Source organism: Eubacterium album, from assembly GCF_025336545.1.
GTDB classification, from domain to species: Bacteria; Bacillota; Clostridia; order Lachnospirales; family Lachnospiraceae; genus Eubacterium_U; species Eubacterium_U album.
This window is the reverse complement of the sequence record NZ_JAODBU010000014.1, coordinates 40,599-57,996: the sequence shown is the minus strand read 5'-3', so window position 1 is coordinate 57,996 and position 17,398 is coordinate 40,599. Positions and strand designations below refer to the sequence as shown.

The following is a 17,398-nucleotide window of genomic DNA, read 5'->3' as shown; positions in this document are numbered from 1 at the left end:
AGAGGGGTACGTTTGCAAATAGACAATAGACGAAAAACACAGGAAACATAAGGCTTATCGCATGGTTTCCTAGCAAAAATCGGCTGTGAAGTCGCCTTAAAAAACTTCACACTTGACAGATTGGGGGTATGGTTCTGAATGAAGAACAATGGATAAAAGAATTACGGGAAAAACGGATTGCTTACGGTATCTCACAAGGCAGGCTGGCGGTGGCGTCTGGTATCACAAGAGAATATCTCAACAAGATAGAAAGCGGAAAAATGAAGCCGTCAAAGGAACTTCTGAATACTCTGCATAAAGAACTGGCAAAGTTCAATCCAGAAGCACCGCTTACCATGCTGTTTGATTATGTGAAAATTCGTTTTCCCACGCTGGATATACAGCACATCATCAAAGATATATTAAAACTGAATATCAACTATATGCTCCATGAAAATTACGGGCGTTACAGTTATACGGAGCATTACTCTTTAGGGGACATCTTTATCTATACGTCGGCTGACGAAGAAAAAGGTGTCCTTTTAGAGTTAAAGGGGCGTGGTTGCAGGCAGTTTGAAAGTTACCTGCTGGCACAGCAAAGAAGCTGGTATGACTTTCTTATGGACGCACTTATAGACGGTGGCGTGATGAAGCGTATCGACCTTGCTATCAACGACCATACGGGCATTTTGGATATTCCAGAGCTTGCGGAAAAATGCAGGAAACGGGAATATATCGGAAAGTCCAGAAGCTATAAGTTTTACCAGTCGGGCGAGCTTATCAAGCACAGAGAGGACGACAGAGAATATATGGGGCGTACCCTTTATCTTGGGTCGCTGAAATCAGATGTGTATTTCTGTATCTATGAAAAGGACTATGAGCAGTACGTCAAGTTAGGGACACCTCTGGAAGAAGCCGACATTATCAACCGTTTTGAAATACGGCTTCGCAATGAACGAGCCTATTATGCGGTACGAGATTTACTGACCTATTATGACGCAGAACAGACCGCTTTTTCTATCATCAATCAGTATGTGCGGTTTGTTGATGAAGAACCCGACAAGCGAAAAAATGACTGGAAGCTCAATGACCGCTGGGCTTGGTTTATCGGCGATAACAGACAGAGCTTGAAGCTGACGACAAAACCAGAGCCTTACACCTTAGACCGCACATTGCGGTGGGTACAACGGCAGGTAGCACCGACCTTAAAAATGCTGAAAAAGATTGATAAGGGAAACGGTACAGACTACATGGAAACAATCGAACAGCAGGCAAAGCTCACAGAAAAGCATGAAATGATAATCAAACAGCAGACGACCCCTGCAAAAGATTTAGTAGAAAGTTAGGAGTGATAAAAAATGTGGGTATTATTAAAAGACTTCCTGCTGGTATCTATGGGAATGGGTATCGGCGTAGTCTTGATGTGTATTTTGAATGTCGGCAAAGAAGCTGACTATGAAATGGAACAATTAAAAGAAAGCGAGGACAATTAAATGAATTTCGGACAAAATTTATATCAATGGTTTTTATCAAACGCACAGAGCTTAGTGCTTATGGCGATTGTGGTTATCGGTATCTACTTAGGGTTCAAGCGTGAGTTTTCAAAGCTCATTGGCTTCTTGGTAGTTGCCTTGATTGCTGTCGGCTTGGTATTCAATGCCGGCGGTGTGAAAGATGTACTGTTAGAGCTGTTCAACAAGATTATCGGTGCATAAAATTTTATTGTAGTGCTAATATGTGAGTGATATAATATGGATATGAAGAAAACGACAAATATGAATTTGAACTTAGGAGGAAAACTATTGTGTCAAATATAAAACTAAGAAATACATATAAGTCTTATACAGCGATATTTGTAATTGGTATATTAGTAGGGTGTATATGTAGACTGTTAGATTATTTTCCCGCAGATACACTATGGAGTTTTTCATCACCTCAAACATTGTTTGGTTTTTGGATTATTACCAATACTATCATCGTTATGTTAAGCACCTCAAATATTTGTGCAGGAATTAGTTCGTTCTTGTATATGTTTGGAATGACATTAAGTTTTTATGCTTTACAAGCAATATTAGGAATGTTTATACCTATGTTTTCCGGCGGATTCCGCTTTGGGCTATTCATATTGTTTACTGTTTGGTCAATCGCTTGTGCAATAGCAGCATTTATTCTGTACTATTGGAATAGGGAACATATTTTTAGTTCAGTATTATATTCTTTACCAGTAGGAGCATTATTTGCTGAAACAATAGCAGTTTTTATTTATTTTTTGGAACATCAAACATTCCTATTTCAGTTGTTAATGGATATTATAGGAGCTGTTGTGTTTACCATAATATTTTTCAAAAAAGTAAACTATAGAAAAATGTATATTGTCGGAATTGTATTAAGTACTTTGGTATTTTATTATATTTTTCCATGGTAGTTTATATTGATAAATCCCAGTTTGACAATTTCATATCCATACACACAAAGCAGTTAGTCTTAGGATTGACTGCTTTTTTCTTACCTAAATTTTAGATTGGAGTGATGAAATGAGCGATATTTTTAAGGATATGCAGACGAAAGTCGGCTGTGATTATATTTCCGACCTGCCCTCTTACAAGCGTAAGGTGTGGCAGGAAATGAAACGACTGAACCCTGCCGATTATGAAGAAAGACAGTTAGAAGATTTTTCTAAATATGTGTTTGGTATGTCGTACCAGACCTTACAAGATGTGATGAAACAACAGAAAGGACGTGAGGAACAATGCAGGAAACAAGGGTGCTGGTGGAAACGAAAGGAACAACTGGCGAAGAAACAACATCATACTGGTTTGACCTGCCGATAGATGTTGCAGAGTTTGAAGAAAAGTTAGGTGTCGGTGCAGAAAGTGGGGATTACCGCATTATCGAAAAGGTACTGCCCTTTGCTGATGAAGTCCACGAACATACAAGCGTGTACCAGCTCAACGAATTAGATTTTATGTACCGCCAGCTTTCAAGCGATATGCAGGAAGAATATGTATCACTTCTTACCGTGTATGAAAATTTAGAAGCACTTTATATTTGCAGGAACGTGATTACGGTTTATCCCGACTGCAAAAGCATGATAGATGTTGCAAGGCAAAAGCTGATGAACGACCCGACATTTAAGCATTTATCCGAGGACTGTCAAGAATATTACTTTGACTTTGAAGCCTACGCTTCTCACTTGCAGGAACACGGGAAATTTTTAGTAACAGAACACGGTATCTTTGAACTGCCAGAGTAGGAAATGAGGTGGTGCTTATGATTGATGATATGGCGGTTTACATTGCTAATCTTGGCAAATACAATGAGGGCTATTTAGTCGGTGCTTGGTTCACGTTCCCCATTGACGAGGAAGATGTGAAAGAAAAAATCGGCTTGAATGAACAGTATGAGGAATACGCTATCCATGATACCGACAACTTCCCCATTGCGATTGGCGAGTATGTTTCCATTGAAGAACTCAATGAGATGTATGAAATGATAGAGGAACTTCCCGACTATATTGTAGAGTGTCTGGACGAATTTATCAGCCACTACGGGACGCTGGAAGAAGTCGTGGAACACAAGGACGATATTTATTATTATCCCGACTGTGAAACTATGACAGACGTTGCCTATTACTACATAGACGAATTGCAGGCACTTGGGGACATTCCACCCAGCTTACAGAATTACATTGACTATGAAGCCTACGGGCGAGATTTGGATATGGGCGGTTGCTTTATTGAAACAAGCCGAGGTATGTGCGAGATACCATATTAACGCTGGAAGATCAGCGACAAGCATTGTTGTTACTGACAGCGTATTTCTCTTTAAGGGACAGTCTGAAAATGGCTGTCCTTTTCTATTTAGAAACTTACGAAAGGAGCTGAAAGAACTTGAAAAAGATTAAATCTTATACGGGTATCTGGAACGTGGAAAAAGTCTTGTATGCAATCAATGACTTTAACTTACCCTTTCCCGTTACCTTTACACAGATTACATGGTTTGTGATTACGGAATTTCTCATTATTCTGTTTGGGGATATTCCCCCACTTTCCATGATTGAGGGAGCATTTCTCAAATACTTTGGTATTCCCGTTGCTCTCACATGGTTTATGTCGCAGAAAACCTTTGACGGAAAGAAGCCGTACAGCTTTTTGAAATCACAGATAACCTATGCCCTGCGACCGAAAATCACTTATGCAGGAAAAGCCGTAAAACTGCATAAGCAGATACTCAATGAAACAATCACGGCAGTAAGGAGTGTGAACTATGTTCCCGATAAAATATATTGACAATAACCTTGTCTGGAATAAGGACAATGAGGTGTTTGCTTATTATGAGCTGATACCATACAACTATTCTTTCCTATCCGCAGAGCAGAAATTTATCGTGCATGACAGTTTCCGACAGCTTATCGCACAGTCCCGTGAGGGAAAAATTCATGCGTTGCAGATTGCAACGGAAAGCTCAATACGAAGTATGCAGGAGCAGTCAAAGAAGCTGGTTACGGGGAAATTAAAGGAAGTTGCCTGCCAGAAGATAGACGAACAGACCGAAGCGTTAGTATCAATGATTGGGGACAATCAAGTGGACTACCGCTTTTTTCTTGGCTTTAAGCTCATGGTTACGGAAGAACAGCTCAATCTGAAGAACATCAAAAAATCGGCGTGGCTGACATTCAAGGAATTTCTCCATGAAGTGAACCACACGCTGATGAATGACTTTGTTTCCATGCCGAATGATGAAATCAACCGTTATATGAAAATGGAAAAGTTGCTGGAAAATAAAATCTCCCGTCGCTTTAAGGTGCGTCGCTTGGAAATCCATGATTTTGGGTATCTCATGGAACATCTTTACGGCAGGGACGGTATCGCCTATGAAGATTATGAGTACCAGCTACCAAAGAAGAAATTACAGAAAGAAACGCTGATAAAATACTACGACCTTATCCGTCCGACAAGGTGTGTGATTGAGGAAAGCCAGCGGTATTTGCGATTGGAACATGAGGACAGGGAAAGCTATGTGTCCTACTTTACCGTCAATGCGATTGTTGGCGAGCTTGATTTTCCGTCGTCTGAAATCTTCTATTTCCAGCAACAGCAATTCACATTCCCCGTTGATACTTCTATGAATGTAGAAATCGTGGAGAACCGTAAAGCATTAACAACCGTCCGCAACAAGAAAAAGGAATTGAAAGACCTTGACAATCACGCTTATCAAGCAGGAAGTGAAACAAGCTCAAATGTGGTGGACGCATTAGACAGCGTGGATGAGCTGGAAACGGACTTAGACCAGACAAAAGAAAGTATGTATAAGCTCTCTTATGTAGTGCGTGTATCGGCTGATGATTTGGACGAATTAAAACGCCGTTGTGATGAAGTCAAAGATTTTTACGACGACCTCAATGTAAAGCTGGTGCGTCCTGCTGGGGATATGCTGGGGCTTCATTCTGAATTTCTTCCTGCCAGCAAGCGATATATCAATGACTACGTGCAGTATGTAAAATCAGATTTCTTGGCAGGTCTTGGTTTTGGTGCGACCCAGCAGTTAGGGGAAACTACGGGTATCTATATGGGCTATTCCGTTGATACGGGAAGAAATGTGTACCTGCAACCGTCGTTAGCTTCGCAGGGTGTAAAAGGTACAGTAACAAACGCTCTTGCTTCTGCTTTTGTCGGTTCGCTTGGCGGTGGAAAGTCATTCTGCAACAATCTTCTGGTATATTATGCGGTGCTGTTTGGCGGTCAAGCAGTCATTTTAGACCCCAAAGCTGAGAGGGGCAACTGGAAAGAAACGCTCCCAGAAATCGCCCATGAAATCAATAGCGTAAACCTTACCAGCGACAAGGACAATGCAGGACTTCTTGACCCGTTCGTGATTATGAAGAATGTAAAAGACGCTGAAAGTCTGGCAATCGACATCTTAACATTCCTTACGGGTATTTCCTCTAGGGACGGCGAAAAATTCCCTGTACTTCGTAAGGCGGTACGCTCCGTTACCCAGAGCGACAGTCGGGGCTTGCTCCATGTGATAGACGAGCTACGCCGTGAAGATACACCCATATCAAGAAATATCGCAGAACATATCGACAGCTTCACGGACTACGACTTTGCACACCTGCTGTTTTCAGACGGTACGGTGGAAAATGCAATCAGTCTGGATAACCAACTCAATATCATTCAAGTAGCGGACTTAGTATTACCAGATAAGGATACAACATTTGAGGAATACACGACCATTGAATTATTGTCGGTGTCTATGCTGATTGTGATTAGTACCTTTGCCCTTGATTTTATCCATTCAGACAGAAGCATTTTTAAGATTGTAGACCTTGACGAAGCGTGGGCGTTCTTAAATGTGGCACAAGGCGAAACTTTATCAAATAAGCTGGTGCGTGCTGGACGAGCTATGCAGGCAGGCGTCTATTTTGTTACACAATCTTCTGGCGACGTGTCAAAGGAAAGTCTGAAAAACAATATCGGCTTGAAGTTTGCCTTTCGTTCTACTGACATCAACGAGATAAAGCAGACCTTAGAATTTTTCGGTATCGACAAGGACGACGAGAACAACCAGAAACGCTTGCGTGATTTGGAGAACGGACAATGCTTATTGCAGGACTTATACGGGCGTGTCGGTGTGGTGCAGATACACCCAGTCTTTGAAGAACTGCTACACGCCTTTGATACCAGACCGCCCGTACAGAGAAATGAGGTGGAGTGATGAAAGAAAGGATAAAAGGTGCGTTCACAAAAAGGAAGATACTTCACTTTCTCAAAATGGCTCTGTTTGTCGTGGCACTCTCCCTTATCCTGCTCTCACTTCTGGGGACGGTGGCTCATGCGACGGGGCTTGTGGACGATACCATAAACGCAGAAAATCTTTACTCAAAATATCCGCTGTCGAATTACCAGCTTGATTTTTATGTGGATAATAGCTGGTCGTGGTTGCCATGGAACTGGCTGGACGGTATCGGAAAATCGGTGCAGTACGGACTTTACTGCATTACCAATTTTGTCTGGACGATAAGCCTTTATTTAAGCAATGCTACGGGCTATGTGGTGCAGGAAGCATACAAACTTGATTTTATTAACGATATGGCAGACAGTATCGGACAAAGCATACAGACCCTTGCAGGCGTTACCGAGAACGGCTTTTCTTCTACGGGCTTCTATGTCGGTTTCCTGCTTCTCATTATCTTAATAGTGGGACTTTATGTTGCCTATACGGGACTTATCAAACGCGAAACCAGCAAGGCACTTCACGCTGTTATTAACTTTGTGGTGGTGTTCGTGTTGTCCGCTTCCTTTATTGCCTACGCTCCCGATTACATCAAGAAGATAAATGAATTTTCATCAGACATCAGTACCGCTTCTTTGGACTTGGGAACAAAAATCATGCTCCCCAACTCTGACAGCGAGGGCAAGGACAGCGTGGACTTGATACGGGACAGCTTGTTTTCCATTCAAGTGGAACAGCCGTGGCTCTTGCTTCAATTTGGTAACAGCAACGCAGAGGAAATCGGGACAGACCGTGTAGAAGCTCTGGTATCAGTAAGTCCAGAGGACGAGGACGGCAAGACCAGAGAGGAAGTCGTGAAAACAGAAATCGAGGACAATGACAACAACAATCTGACGATACCGCAGGTCGTAAACCGTTTAGGTATGGTGTTCTTCCTGCTATTCTTTAACTTAGGTATCACGATATTTGTATTCTTGCTTACGGGTATGATGTTGTTCAGCCAGATACTCTTTATTATCTTTGCAATGTTTTTACCTATCAGCTTTCTACTTTCCATGATACCGAGCTATGAAAGCATGGCAAAGCAGGCAATCGTGAGGGTATTTAATACCATAATGACACGGGCAGGAATAACGCTCATTGTAACGGTGGCGTTCAGCATTTCCAGTATGTTTTATAACATCTCCACAGACTACCCGTTCTTTATGGTGGCGTTCTTGCAGATAGTGTGTTTTGCTGGTATCTATATGAAACTGGGCGACTTAATGAGTATGTTCTCACTTAATGCTGGCGACAGTCAAAACATGGGACGAAGAATTTTCCGCAGACCGTATCTGTTTATGCGACATAGGGCTAGGCGTATGGAACACCGTATTGCAAGGGCGGTAAGTGCTGGCGGTATTTCGGGTGGTGTGGCTGGTGCGGTAGCTGGAAGTGCCGTTGCTGGCAAGAGAGCCGAAAGAAAAAATACGGCTTCTAAAGAAAATCGGGGCAATACCACTTCCAGCATGGGACAGCGTGCAGGCTCAAAGGTGGGTGCTGTCTTAGATACGAAAAATAAAGTGAAAGACAAGGCTAACGCTGTCAAAGAGAATATCAAGGATATGCCGACACAGACCGCTTATGCGGTGTATTCCGCAAAGGAAAAGGCAAAGTCCAGCGTATCAGACTTCAAGCGTGGCATGGTGCAGGAACAGCAGTCCAGACAGACGGGACGCTTGGAAAAGCAGGAACAGCATAGACAGAATATCGCTGACAAACGTATGGAGCTTCAAAAGGCACAAGAAGCAAGACAAAGAAAGACGGACGGATCAGCGACAACGGGAGCTACCCGTCCCCATGAGCGACCAGCCACAGCTTCAACCATTCCAAAGCCGAGTGCGGAAAAAATGCAGGAAGTGAAACGTCCTGCCACAGCGACCACTTCAAAAGCAAGTGAACCAGTCAAGACAAATGTTGTGAAAGAGCGTCCGTTATCTTCTGGTGCTTCTGATAAGAAAGCGACCCAGCCTGCACAGCCAGTACATAGGCAGAATGTAGAAAAAGTAGTATCGCAGGAAACACGCCAGAATTACAAAGCAGAGCGTACTACAAAGAAACAGACCTTTGAACAATCAAAGCGTACAACGGAACATACCGAAAAGAACCGTAACCTTGTAACGAAGAAAGGACAGAAGAAAAAATGAAACTGAAACATATCGCTCTTATTGGCAGTCTGTTTCCTATCCTCTTTTCCATAGTCCTTTTCTTTGGTGTCCTCATTAGTGCGGACAGCGACGACGAGAACAGCAACTTTTCTTCTGGCATTACGGGTATGAATTTATCCGCAGAAGTCTTGAAACATCAGCCTATGGTGGAAAAATACGCCAGAGAAAACGGTATCTCCGAGTATGTCAACGTGCTACTGGCTATCATTCAAGTAGAAAGTGGCGGTACGGCAGAAGATGTTATGCAGAGTTCAGAAAGTCTTGGTTTACCGCCCAACTCTTTAGATACGGAAAGCTCAATCAAGCAGGGGTGTAAGTATTTTGCGTCCCTGCTTTCTTCCTGTAAAAATCAAGGTATCGACGATTTGAATGTAGCGATACAGTCCTATAACTATGGCGGTGGTTATGTGGGATATGTGGCAGGAAAAGGAAAGAAACACACCTTTAACCTTGCAGAGAGCTTCGCCCGTGAGAAATCGGGTGGAAAGAAAGTAACCTACACCAACCCGATAGCCGTTGCGAAGAACGGGGGTTGGCGGTATCAGTATGGCAATCAATTTTACGTCGAATTAGTCAATCAGTATTTAACTGTTCCGCAGGTATCGGGAGAGCTGGCACAAAAGGTCATGAATGAAGCGTTAAAATATCAAGGCTGGAAATATGTGTATGGCGGTAGCAATCCCAACACTTCTTTTGACTGTTCGGGACTGACGCAATGGTGCTATGGAAAAGCTGGTATCTCCTTACCGAGAACCGCACAAGCACAGTATGACGCAACCCAACATCTTCCACTTTCGCAGGCAAAGGCTGGGGACTTGGTATTTTTCCATTCTACCTATAACGCTGGAAGTTATGTAACACACGTCGGTATTCTTGTTTCGCCGACACAGATGTACCACGCAGGCGACCCGATAGGATATGCAGACCTAAGTAGTAGTTACTGGCAACAGCACTTAATCGGTGCAGGACGAGTAAAACAATAGAAAGTGAGGATTTCATCATGTTTAGAAAGAATAAGAAACAGACAGAAACTATCAAAGAACCCAAAGAAAAAAAGGTGCGTACTTTCAAGGTAGGCACACATAAAAAATCCGTGATTGCATTGTGGGTGGTGCTTATCGCAAGCGTGAGCTTTGGGGCGTATAAGAATTTTACGGCTATCGACCAGCACACGACCCATGAAAAAGAAATCATAGAGCTTCGCTTGCAGGACACCAACGGGATAGAAAATTTTGTGAAGAACTTTGCAAAGCCCTACTACACATGGAGTAACAGCAAAGAAGCGATTGAAGCAAGGACGCAGGCAATCAGCGGTTATCTGACAAAGGAATTGCAGGACTTGAATGTGGATACCATTAGAACCGATATACCGACCAGCTCCACAGTTACAGATGTGATTGTATGGAGTATTGAACAGTCGGGAACGGACACTTTTTCTGCTACCTACGAAGTGGATCAGCAGATAAAAGAGGGAGAACAGACAAGCAATGTGAAAGCAACCTATACCGTAAAAGTCCATGTAGACGCTGACGGGGATATGGTAATCGTTCAGAACCCTACCCTTGCACCAGCAATCGAGAAATCAGATTATGAGCCTAAGACACCAGAAGCAAATGCAAGTGTAGACGCTGATACCGTCAATGACGCTACTGCATTTCTTGAAACATTCTTTAAGCTGTACCCGACAGCCACAGAAAAAGAGCTTGCCTACTATGTATCGGGAAATGTGCTTGAGCCTATCGGCAGGGACTACATTTATGCTGAACTGGTAAACCCTATCTTTACAAAGGACGGGGACAATGTGAAAGTCAAAGTTGCTGTGAAATTCCTTGATAATCAGACAAAGGCTACACAAATATCGCAGTATGAACTTGTGCTACATAAGGATAGCAACTGGAAGATTGTAGGATAATAAAATATGGAAAGTTTGCTTGACATTCTTTACTTGCAGGAGTATCATAAGATTAGAAAAGGAAAGCAAACTTTCCATTTGTTCAAGAAAGGGGTATGTTGTGAAAAATCGTTTAGAAGAATTACGAAAACAAAGAGGTATTAAACAAGAAGATTTAGCGACTGCTCTTGAAGTATCTCGTCAAACAATAGGCTCTTTAGAAAATGGACGCTACAATCCCTCTATTATCTTAGCTTTTAAAATTGCAAGGTACTTTCAAATGAGTATTGAAGAAATATTTATTTATGAGGAGGAAAGCAAATGAAACATAAGATACAAAAAGTTGAATTATTTATCGGTGTAATAATCTTTTTAGGTGGTTTACTAACTTATGGTTTAGGCGTACACCAACTATTGCCCGTACCTCGTCCAGATTTGGTTGTCTATGGTACAACGCTTATTGGAATAATATTGATTTTTATGGGTTGTGATATATTCAGTAAGCCAACAAAAGAAATGCAAATATTAGAAAATGATGAAAGAAATATCGCAATTACTAATGCTTCTCTTGCGAATGCTTATAAAGTAACACTTACATTATTGGTTCTTGTATTATTTGCTCTTGTCTTTATGGGATATATGAGTAAAGTTGTGTTTTTTTCGATAGCAGGAGTTATTGCTATCGGACAAATTACATGGGTTATAACAGCTCGTTATTTAGATAAAAATACGTCTTAATTCTTCAAGTATTTTTAGTTTTTCCTTCTCCATAACTACGCCCCATTCTTTTTTTGTATAGTAATATTGTATCATTAAGAATCACAAATCACAAGTGATTTGTGATTAATCACTTGTGATTTGTGATAAGTGATTTGTGATTAATATATAAAAGCCCTCTTTAAAGGGCTTTTATGTTTATTTTGAAAAAGAGATAAAATCAATATATCCCTTTTCCCCAATTTTTACAACGGCATTGTAGGGCTTTTTCTCTTTGTTTTTGATTTCTTTTACCAGGGTTTCTTTTCCCTCCAGTAATTCTTTTACATTCGTTTTGGTTAGTTTTTTCTTTCTAAAATGTTCAGCTAAAGTAAACTTACATTCAGGATAATTTGAACAACCATAAAACGATTTTTTTAATACAATATTGTTGCCACACTTAGGACATTTTCCTACAAGGGGTCCCGAGCGCTTAGTGGGAATTTGTACCCCTTATCGATACAAATTCCCCGTAGGCGCTAGGGACCTCTTTAGCTTCTTGGAAGCTGTCAGTAGTATATCTAATAATTTATCTCCATTCCCTTTAGTAACGTGTAACTTTCCAAATTTAAAAAAGCGACTCATAGAATTATTTCCTCCCGTTAAATAATAGATAACTATTAAAAATAGACAATACTTGCTCATAAGTAACGGTACTTAAATTGTTTACTTTGGCGTGTTTCATTGCTTGATGAAACTGATTTTTAGTAAACAGTTGACGATATTCTCGATTGACCCATTTTGAAACAAAGTACGTATATAGCTTCCAATATTTATCTGGAACATCTGTGGTATGGCGGGTAAGTTTTATTAAGACACTGTTTACTTTTGGTTTAGGATGAAAGCATTCCGCTGGCAGCTTAAGCAATTGCTGAATCGAGACTTGAGTGTGCAAGAGCAACCCTAGTGTTCGGTGAATATCCAAGGTACGCTTGTAGAATCCTTCTTCAACAATCAGATAGATGTCAGACGCATGGCTTTCAAAAACCACTTTTTTAATAATTTGTGTGCTTAAATGGTAAGGAATACTCCCAACAATTTTATACCTCTGTTTGTTAGGGAATTGAAACTGTAGAATATCTTGGTGAATTAAAGTGACACGAATGTTCAGTTTTAATTTTTCTGACGATAAGTTGAATAGATGACTGTCTAATTCAATAGACGTTACCTGTTTACTTATTTTAGCCAGTTTCGTCGTTAAATGCCCTTTACCTGTTCCAATTTCGTAAACGGTATCGGTTTCTTTTAAATTCAATTGTTTTATTATTTGGTTGAGTACTTTTTCACTCGTTAAAAAGTTTTGAGAATATTTTATATTTTTGTTCATGTAATCACTCCTGAAGTGATTACATCAGTAAATAAATACAGAAGTTAAACGATTTGTTTGTAATTTTAGTTATCTGTTTAAAAAGTCATAAGATTAGTCACTGGTAGGAATTAATCTAACGTATTTATTTATCTGCGTAATCACTGTTTTTAGTCTGTTTCAAAACAGTAGATGTTTTATCTACATTACGCATTTGGAATACCAACATGACGAATCCCTCCTTCTTAATTACAAATTTTTAGCATCTAATTTAACTTCAATTCCTATTATACACAAAATTTTAAGATACTGCAATATCAACACACTCTTAAGTTTGCTTCTAAGTCTTATTTCCATAACTTCTTTTACGTTTCCGCCATTCTTTGCTGTTTCGATTTTTATGATATGGTGCAAGTCAGCACGAACACGAACCGTCTTATCTCCCATTATATCTTTTTTTGCACTGATTGGTGTATCATTTCGTTTTTCTTTTTGTGCGCCTAAATTTCCCACAATCACTCACTTCTTTCTATTTCTTCTTATTCTTATTTTATCATCAACAATCACAAATCACTTGTGATTTGTGATAAGTGATTTGTGATTAATATATAAAAGCCCTCTTTAAAGGGCTTTTATGTTTATTTTGAGAAAGATATAAAATCAATATATCCCTTTTCCCCAATTTTTACAACGGCATTGTAGGGCTTTTTCTCTTTGTTTTTGATTCCTTTTACCAGGGTTTCTTTTCCCTCCAGTAATTCTTTTACATTCGTTTTGGTTAGTTTTTTCTTTCTAAAATGTTCAGCTAAAGTAAACTTACATTCAGGATAATTTGAACAACCATAAAACGATTTTTTTAATACAGAAAATGTAGTCTTTTGAAAGGTGGAATTAACAATGAAGAAAAAATTATCATTTATCATTGAGATTATTATAGGTATAATCTTTATATGTTTTGGATATTTCGTTATTGATACTGATTATTACGCTACACTTTTTTACGCAATGGGGTTCGGTTTAGCTTTTGCTTCTGGTGTTCAATTATTGAAAATTTGTTATTATGAAATGCCAAAAAATAAAGAAAAATTACAAAATATAAATAGAGAAAATCACATCAATAATGTTGATGAAAGAAAAATATTTTTAAGAATGAAAGCTGGTTCTTTAGTATATCAGTTAATGACTTTCGTGTACTTGTTTGTTGCTTTTGTACTTGCGTTACTTCATATTGAAGCATGGATTATAGGCATTATATTTGGTTTATTCCTACTGCAAACATTTTTAGGGATTATTCTATATAAGCATTTTGAAAAACATTTCTAAAACATTCAGTAAATTGTGACGAGGTAATACTATGATAGGACTTAAAAAACGAGATATTAAAAAAGCATTGAAAGCTGGTGCAAAAGCTGGCGGTGTGTCATTAGCTGATGTTCGAGCTGATATTGAAGCGACGATTGATGAAGCTATGAACAGCACCGACCCAGAAGTGCAGGAGAATTTCAGAAAGTATTTTGGAAATAAACGCCCTACTCCAGAAGAATATATTTACAAGATTACAAAAAAGACAAAAGTTTAATAGAAATCAAGTGCTGTAAGGGGGCTTGTGTCATGGAAAGTTTTAAGCATAATCTTATACGGTCATACACTACCTAACAGCATTTTATTAACAACTGAATATCTCACAGCTTTAATAGCTCGTACAGACTATATGTTTTGTGCGGGCTTTTTTTGTACCCGAAAAAATTTTTTCATTTTTTTTCAAAATCATGCAACAAATCACACCTTGCTGTACAGATATGGTGCGGAAAGAGGGATAAACACTTTTCACGTCATAACGGAAAGGGGGTGTGATGATATGAAACCGTCGGACTTCCAAAAGACAATACAATGTCAATTTGACTGCAAGCTCAAACGTGTAGTGAAAGGCATTGTCCGTAATTATCGCAAAGAATTAAAGCGACGAAGAAATAAGGAAATTTCCTATTGTGAACTTCCAGAAATCGTCGTAGAAAAGCTGGCAGTCTGGGACGAATACGAAAGCGATTATACCGCCTTTGATGTATGTGGTATTGAGGTTCGTGTCCTTGATGATGATTTAGCAGAAGCGATTAAGTATCTGTCTGAAAAAGACAGAGAAATCTTGTTGATGTATTTCTTCTTAGGCATGAGCGATACAGAAATCGGCGACAGATTAAAGATTAACCGTTCAACGTCGTTCCGCAGTAGGAAGAACTCACTTGAAGAAATCAAGAAAAAATTAAAGGAGAACATGAATGATGAATAACACACGCCCGTCATTTTACCTTATTTCGTCGGCTGTGGACGGCAACGTAAATGCGATTGAAAAGATACTGGCGTTGTATGACCCGTACATATCAAAATGTTGTTTGCGTCCGTTCTACGACAAATATGGTAATGTCTGCATAGTCGTAGACATGGAATTAAAAGGACGTATCAGAGAAGCACTTATCAAAATGATTTTGGACTTTGATATTCCTTTAGAAACCGAAGAATAACAAGCAGTAACCGCAGAGCATGATTTGTTCAATCCCCTCTTTCCTGCTCTGCCCCTGCTTTTACATGAAAGCAACACGCTTTCGCCACAGCTCTTTGACAACTGAATAAAGCAGACAGATACGTTTGTGAGATAGCGAGCCACGGGGACTGTACGCCACGACCTTTTCAAAAGAAAGCGAGCGACCCACGCAGTGATCCGAGAGCGACTGTTGGAAAAGTCGTTTTGCCACGACCTATCCTCACAGAATAATGATACGTCCGCATGGTGCGGTTCTGCCCACAAGAATGGGAATAGTTGAGATACTAACGGAGCTTTCCAAAGCCGTCTGCCTGCTTGTAAAAAATGACACACAGTAAAGGGGGTGCATAGATTATGAACAATACTGATGTGCCTATCTGGGAAAAATATACGCTGACGATTGAAGAAGCGTCCAAATACTTCCGCATTGGCGAAAAGAAATTGCGTAAATTAGCCGAAGAAAATATTGACGCTGGCTGGGTTATCGTGAACGGTAACCGTATTCAGATTAAGCGAAAACAATTTGAAAAAATCATAGATACATTGGACGAAATCTAATGTCATTGAGCCGTAGATATGGTATAATAAATATAGCGTATCACGGCTCATTCCATGACGGAAAGGAGCTTTACACTATGTCTAATGTAAAACGAAAAGACGGTAAAAATCGCAATTTGCGTAATGGAGAGAGCCAGCGAAAAGACGGAAGATACGTTTATAAATATACCGATATATACGGAAAGCCACAATTTGTCTATTCTTGGAAACTTGTACCGACAGACAAGACACCTGCTGGAAAGCGTGATGATATATCGTTGAGGGAAAAAGAAGCACAGATAAAAAAAGACCTTAACGACGGTATCGACACAGTCGGCGGTAAAATGACAGTCTGCCAGCTCTACGACAAGAAGAACAGCCAAAGAAAGAACATCAAAAGGGCTACTGAAAAAGGACGACAGTATCTTATGAACGCTCTGAAAAACGACCCGTTGGGTATGAGGGCGATTGATACTGTGAAGCAATCGGACGCTAAAGAATGGGCTATCAGAATGATTGAAAAAGGATATGCCTATAAAACGATTGATAACTATAAGCGTTCCTTGAAAGCGTCATTTTACATGGCGATACAAGACGACTGTATCAGAAAGAACCCGTTTGAATTTAAGCTAAGTGATGTTCTGGAAGATGATACGGAGCAGAAAGTTATCCTTACACCAGAGCAGGAAGAACGCCTGCTTGCCTTTATGGAAAAGGACAAGATTTACAGCAAGTATTATGATGAGGTTGTGCTTCTGCTGGAAACGGGACTTCGTATTTCTGAATTTTGCGGACTGACGACGCATATTGATATGCAGAACAGAATACTCAATATAGACCACCAGCTATTGAAAGATAGCGAAATAGGCTACTATATTGAAACACCAAAGACCAAAAACGGAAAACGGGAACTTCCATTGACAGAACGGGCTTATCAAGCAATCCAAAGAATACTAAAGAGCAGAGGAAAAGCACAACCGCTGATTGTAGGTGGTTACAGCAATTTCCTATTCTTAAACCGTGAGGGCTTGCCTAAAGTTGCAGGAAACTATGAGGGTATGGTGCGAGGATTGATTAAGAAATATAACAAGTATCACACGGATAAGTTACCGAACATCACACCACATTCATTCAGGCATACTTATTGTACGAATATGGCAAATAGAGGAATGAACCCAAACACCCTGCAATATCTCATGGGACACGCTAACATAACCATGACACTTGGCTATTACGCACACGGTACATTTCAATCTGCAAAAGCGGAACTGGAAAGACTGGCTTGTTAATATCGGAGCTTATATTTACTACTCATTTACTACTTTTGGTTGCATTTTCATGCTGGTAAATGCCAGCTTATGCAAGGTATCTTCCAAAAAGAAAATACCGATAAAGCCCTAAAATACGGGATATATCGGCATTTACCAACTTATGAAAAGATAATCAGA

The 17,398-nt window shown here is 40.0% G+C and carries 24 protein-coding genes and 1 pseudogene; 20 read left to right on the top strand and 5 right to left on the bottom strand.

Annotated features, from left to right (window positions below; translation table 11 throughout):
- Nucleotides 1-128 precede the first annotated feature (128 nt).
- From mobT to N5B56_RS12755, 14 genes are all read left to right on the top strand, one after another.
- Complete coding sequence (mobT, locus tag N5B56_RS12820; protein ID WP_008787615.1) at nt 129-1,325, top strand: MobT family relaxase; 1,197 nt, start codon at nt 129-131, stop codon at nt 1,323-1,325.
- 12 nt (nt 1,326-1,337) lie between these two features.
- A complete protein-coding gene (locus N5B56_RS12815; RefSeq protein ID WP_017143882.1) occupies nt 1,338-1,472 on the top strand; it encodes a DUF3789 domain-containing protein in 135 nt (44 codons plus the stop codon).
- A complete protein-coding gene (locus N5B56_RS12810) occupies nt 1,473-1,694 on the top strand; it encodes a hypothetical protein (protein WP_002323342.1) in 222 nt (73 codons plus the stop codon). It abuts the gene before it with no gap.
- An 89-nt stretch (nt 1,695-1,783) separates the two neighbouring features.
- Nucleotides 1,784-2,404, top strand: coding sequence for a hypothetical protein (locus N5B56_RS12805; protein ID WP_008787617.1), 621 nt, complete (start codon nt 1,784-1,786; stop codon nt 2,402-2,404).
- A 109-nt stretch (nt 2,405-2,513) separates the two neighbouring features.
- A complete protein-coding gene (locus N5B56_RS12800) occupies nt 2,514-2,810 on the top strand; it encodes a hypothetical protein (RefSeq protein ID WP_008787618.1) in 297 nt (98 codons plus the stop codon).
- Nucleotides 2,729-3,232 carry an antirestriction protein ArdA gene (locus tag N5B56_RS12795; protein ID WP_008787619.1) on the top strand — a complete coding sequence of 168 codons (504 nt, stop codon included), beginning with the start codon at nt 2,729-2,731 and terminating at the stop codon, nt 3,230-3,232. Before N5B56_RS12800 ends, N5B56_RS12795 begins: the two co-directional genes overlap by 82 nt.
- Before the next feature lie 17 nt (nt 3,233-3,249).
- Nucleotides 3,250-3,753 carry an antirestriction protein ArdA gene (locus tag N5B56_RS12790; protein WP_002323345.1) on the top strand — a complete coding sequence of 168 codons (504 nt, stop codon included), beginning with the start codon at nt 3,250-3,252 and terminating at the stop codon, nt 3,751-3,753.
- Nucleotides 3,754-3,869: 116 nt separating this feature from the next.
- A complete protein-coding gene (locus N5B56_RS12785; protein WP_009243016.1) occupies nt 3,870-4,268 on the top strand; it encodes a conjugal transfer protein in 399 nt (132 codons plus the stop codon).
- Nucleotides 4,246-6,696 carry a conjugal transfer ATPase TcpF gene (tcpF, locus tag N5B56_RS12780; protein WP_260979127.1) on the top strand — a complete coding sequence of 817 codons (2,451 nt, stop codon included), beginning with the start codon at nt 4,246-4,248 and terminating at the stop codon, nt 6,694-6,696. Before N5B56_RS12785 ends, tcpF begins: the two co-directional genes overlap by 23 nt.
- Complete coding sequence (locus tag N5B56_RS12775) at nt 6,696-8,900, top strand: CD3337/EF1877 family mobilome membrane protein (protein WP_008787621.1); 2,205 nt, start codon at nt 6,696-6,698, stop codon at nt 8,898-8,900. Before tcpF ends, N5B56_RS12775 begins: the two co-directional genes overlap by 1 nt.
- Entirely contained in the window at nt 8,897-9,904 is a 1,008-nt protein-coding gene (locus N5B56_RS12770; RefSeq protein WP_008787622.1) for a bifunctional lytic transglycosylase/C40 family peptidase, read from the top strand. The genes N5B56_RS12775 and N5B56_RS12770 overlap by 4 nt, the downstream gene beginning before the upstream one ends.
- A 17-nt stretch (nt 9,905-9,921) precedes the next feature.
- A complete protein-coding gene (locus N5B56_RS12765; protein WP_008787623.1) occupies nt 9,922-10,833 on the top strand; it encodes a conjugal transfer protein in 912 nt (303 codons plus the stop codon).
- A gap of 100 nt (nt 10,834-10,933) precedes the next feature.
- Nucleotides 10,934-11,137, top strand: coding sequence for a helix-turn-helix transcriptional regulator (locus tag N5B56_RS12760; RefSeq protein WP_008787624.1), 204 nt, complete (start codon nt 10,934-10,936; stop codon nt 11,135-11,137).
- The gene (locus tag N5B56_RS12755) at nt 11,134-11,550 is read left to right on the top strand and encodes a hypothetical protein (RefSeq protein ID WP_008787625.1); all 417 of its coding nucleotides are present in this window, start codon (nt 11,134-11,136) and stop codon (nt 11,548-11,550) included. Before N5B56_RS12760 ends, N5B56_RS12755 begins: the two co-directional genes overlap by 4 nt.
- A 177-nt stretch (nt 11,551-11,727) precedes the next feature.
- Here N5B56_RS12755 and N5B56_RS12750 read toward each other — a convergent pair whose 3' ends face one another.
- The 5 genes and pseudogenes from N5B56_RS12750 to N5B56_RS12730 form a co-directional block, all read right to left on the bottom strand.
- Nucleotides 11,728-12,012 carry a topoisomerase C-terminal repeat-containing protein gene (locus N5B56_RS12750; protein ID WP_428979617.1) on the bottom strand — a complete coding sequence of 95 codons (285 nt, stop codon included), beginning with the start codon at nt 12,010-12,012 and terminating at the stop codon, nt 11,728-11,730.
- Nucleotides 12,013-12,157: 145 nt separating this feature from the next.
- Complete coding sequence (erm(B), locus tag N5B56_RS12745) at nt 12,158-12,895, bottom strand: 23S rRNA (adenine(2058)-N(6))-methyltransferase Erm(B) (RefSeq protein WP_001038792.1); 738 nt, start codon at nt 12,893-12,895, stop codon at nt 12,158-12,160.
- A 124-nt stretch (nt 12,896-13,019) separates the two neighbouring features.
- Nucleotides 13,020-13,103 carry a 23S rRNA methyltransferase attenuation leader peptide gene (locus N5B56_RS12740; protein ID WP_001814874.1) on the bottom strand — a complete coding sequence of 28 codons (84 nt, stop codon included), beginning with the start codon at nt 13,101-13,103 and terminating at the stop codon, nt 13,020-13,022.
- Between the two features lie 48 nt (nt 13,104-13,151).
- Nucleotides 13,152-13,321, bottom strand: a pseudogene (locus N5B56_RS12735) (MLS leader peptide).
- A gap of 191 nt (nt 13,322-13,512) precedes the next feature.
- Entirely contained in the window at nt 13,513-13,797 is a 285-nt protein-coding gene (locus N5B56_RS12730) for a topoisomerase C-terminal repeat-containing protein (RefSeq protein ID WP_008787627.1), read from the bottom strand.
- Here N5B56_RS12730 and N5B56_RS12725 point away from each other — a divergent pair.
- The 6 genes from N5B56_RS12725 to N5B56_RS12700 all read left to right on the top strand — a co-directional run bounded on the left by N5B56_RS12725 (nt 13,772) and on the right by N5B56_RS12700 (nt 17,239).
- Complete coding sequence (locus N5B56_RS12725; RefSeq protein ID WP_008787628.1) at nt 13,772-14,197, top strand: hypothetical protein; 426 nt, start codon at nt 13,772-13,774, stop codon at nt 14,195-14,197. The genes N5B56_RS12730 and N5B56_RS12725 overlap by 26 nt on opposite strands.
- Before the next feature lie 31 nt (nt 14,198-14,228).
- Complete coding sequence (locus N5B56_RS12720; RefSeq protein WP_008787629.1) at nt 14,229-14,453, top strand: hypothetical protein; 225 nt, start codon at nt 14,229-14,231, stop codon at nt 14,451-14,453.
- Between the two features lie 279 nt (nt 14,454-14,732).
- Complete coding sequence (locus N5B56_RS12715) at nt 14,733-15,161, top strand: RNA polymerase sigma factor (RefSeq protein ID WP_008787630.1); 429 nt, start codon at nt 14,733-14,735, stop codon at nt 15,159-15,161.
- Nucleotides 15,151-15,393, top strand: a complete 243-nt coding sequence (locus tag N5B56_RS12710) for a helix-turn-helix domain-containing protein (protein WP_008787631.1) — start codon at nt 15,151-15,153, stop codon at nt 15,391-15,393. The genes N5B56_RS12715 and N5B56_RS12710 overlap by 11 nt, the downstream gene beginning before the upstream one ends.
- A 374-nt stretch (nt 15,394-15,767) precedes the next feature.
- Nucleotides 15,768-15,971: an excisionase gene (locus tag N5B56_RS12705; protein ID WP_004613735.1), complete on the top strand. Its 204-nt coding sequence runs from the start codon at nt 15,768-15,770 to the stop codon at nt 15,969-15,971.
- Between the two features lie 77 nt (nt 15,972-16,048).
- Nucleotides 16,049-17,239, top strand: coding sequence for a site-specific integrase (locus N5B56_RS12700; RefSeq protein ID WP_139639702.1), 1,191 nt, complete (start codon nt 16,049-16,051; stop codon nt 17,237-17,239).
- The last annotated feature ends 159 nt before the right edge of the window (nt 17,240-17,398 follow it).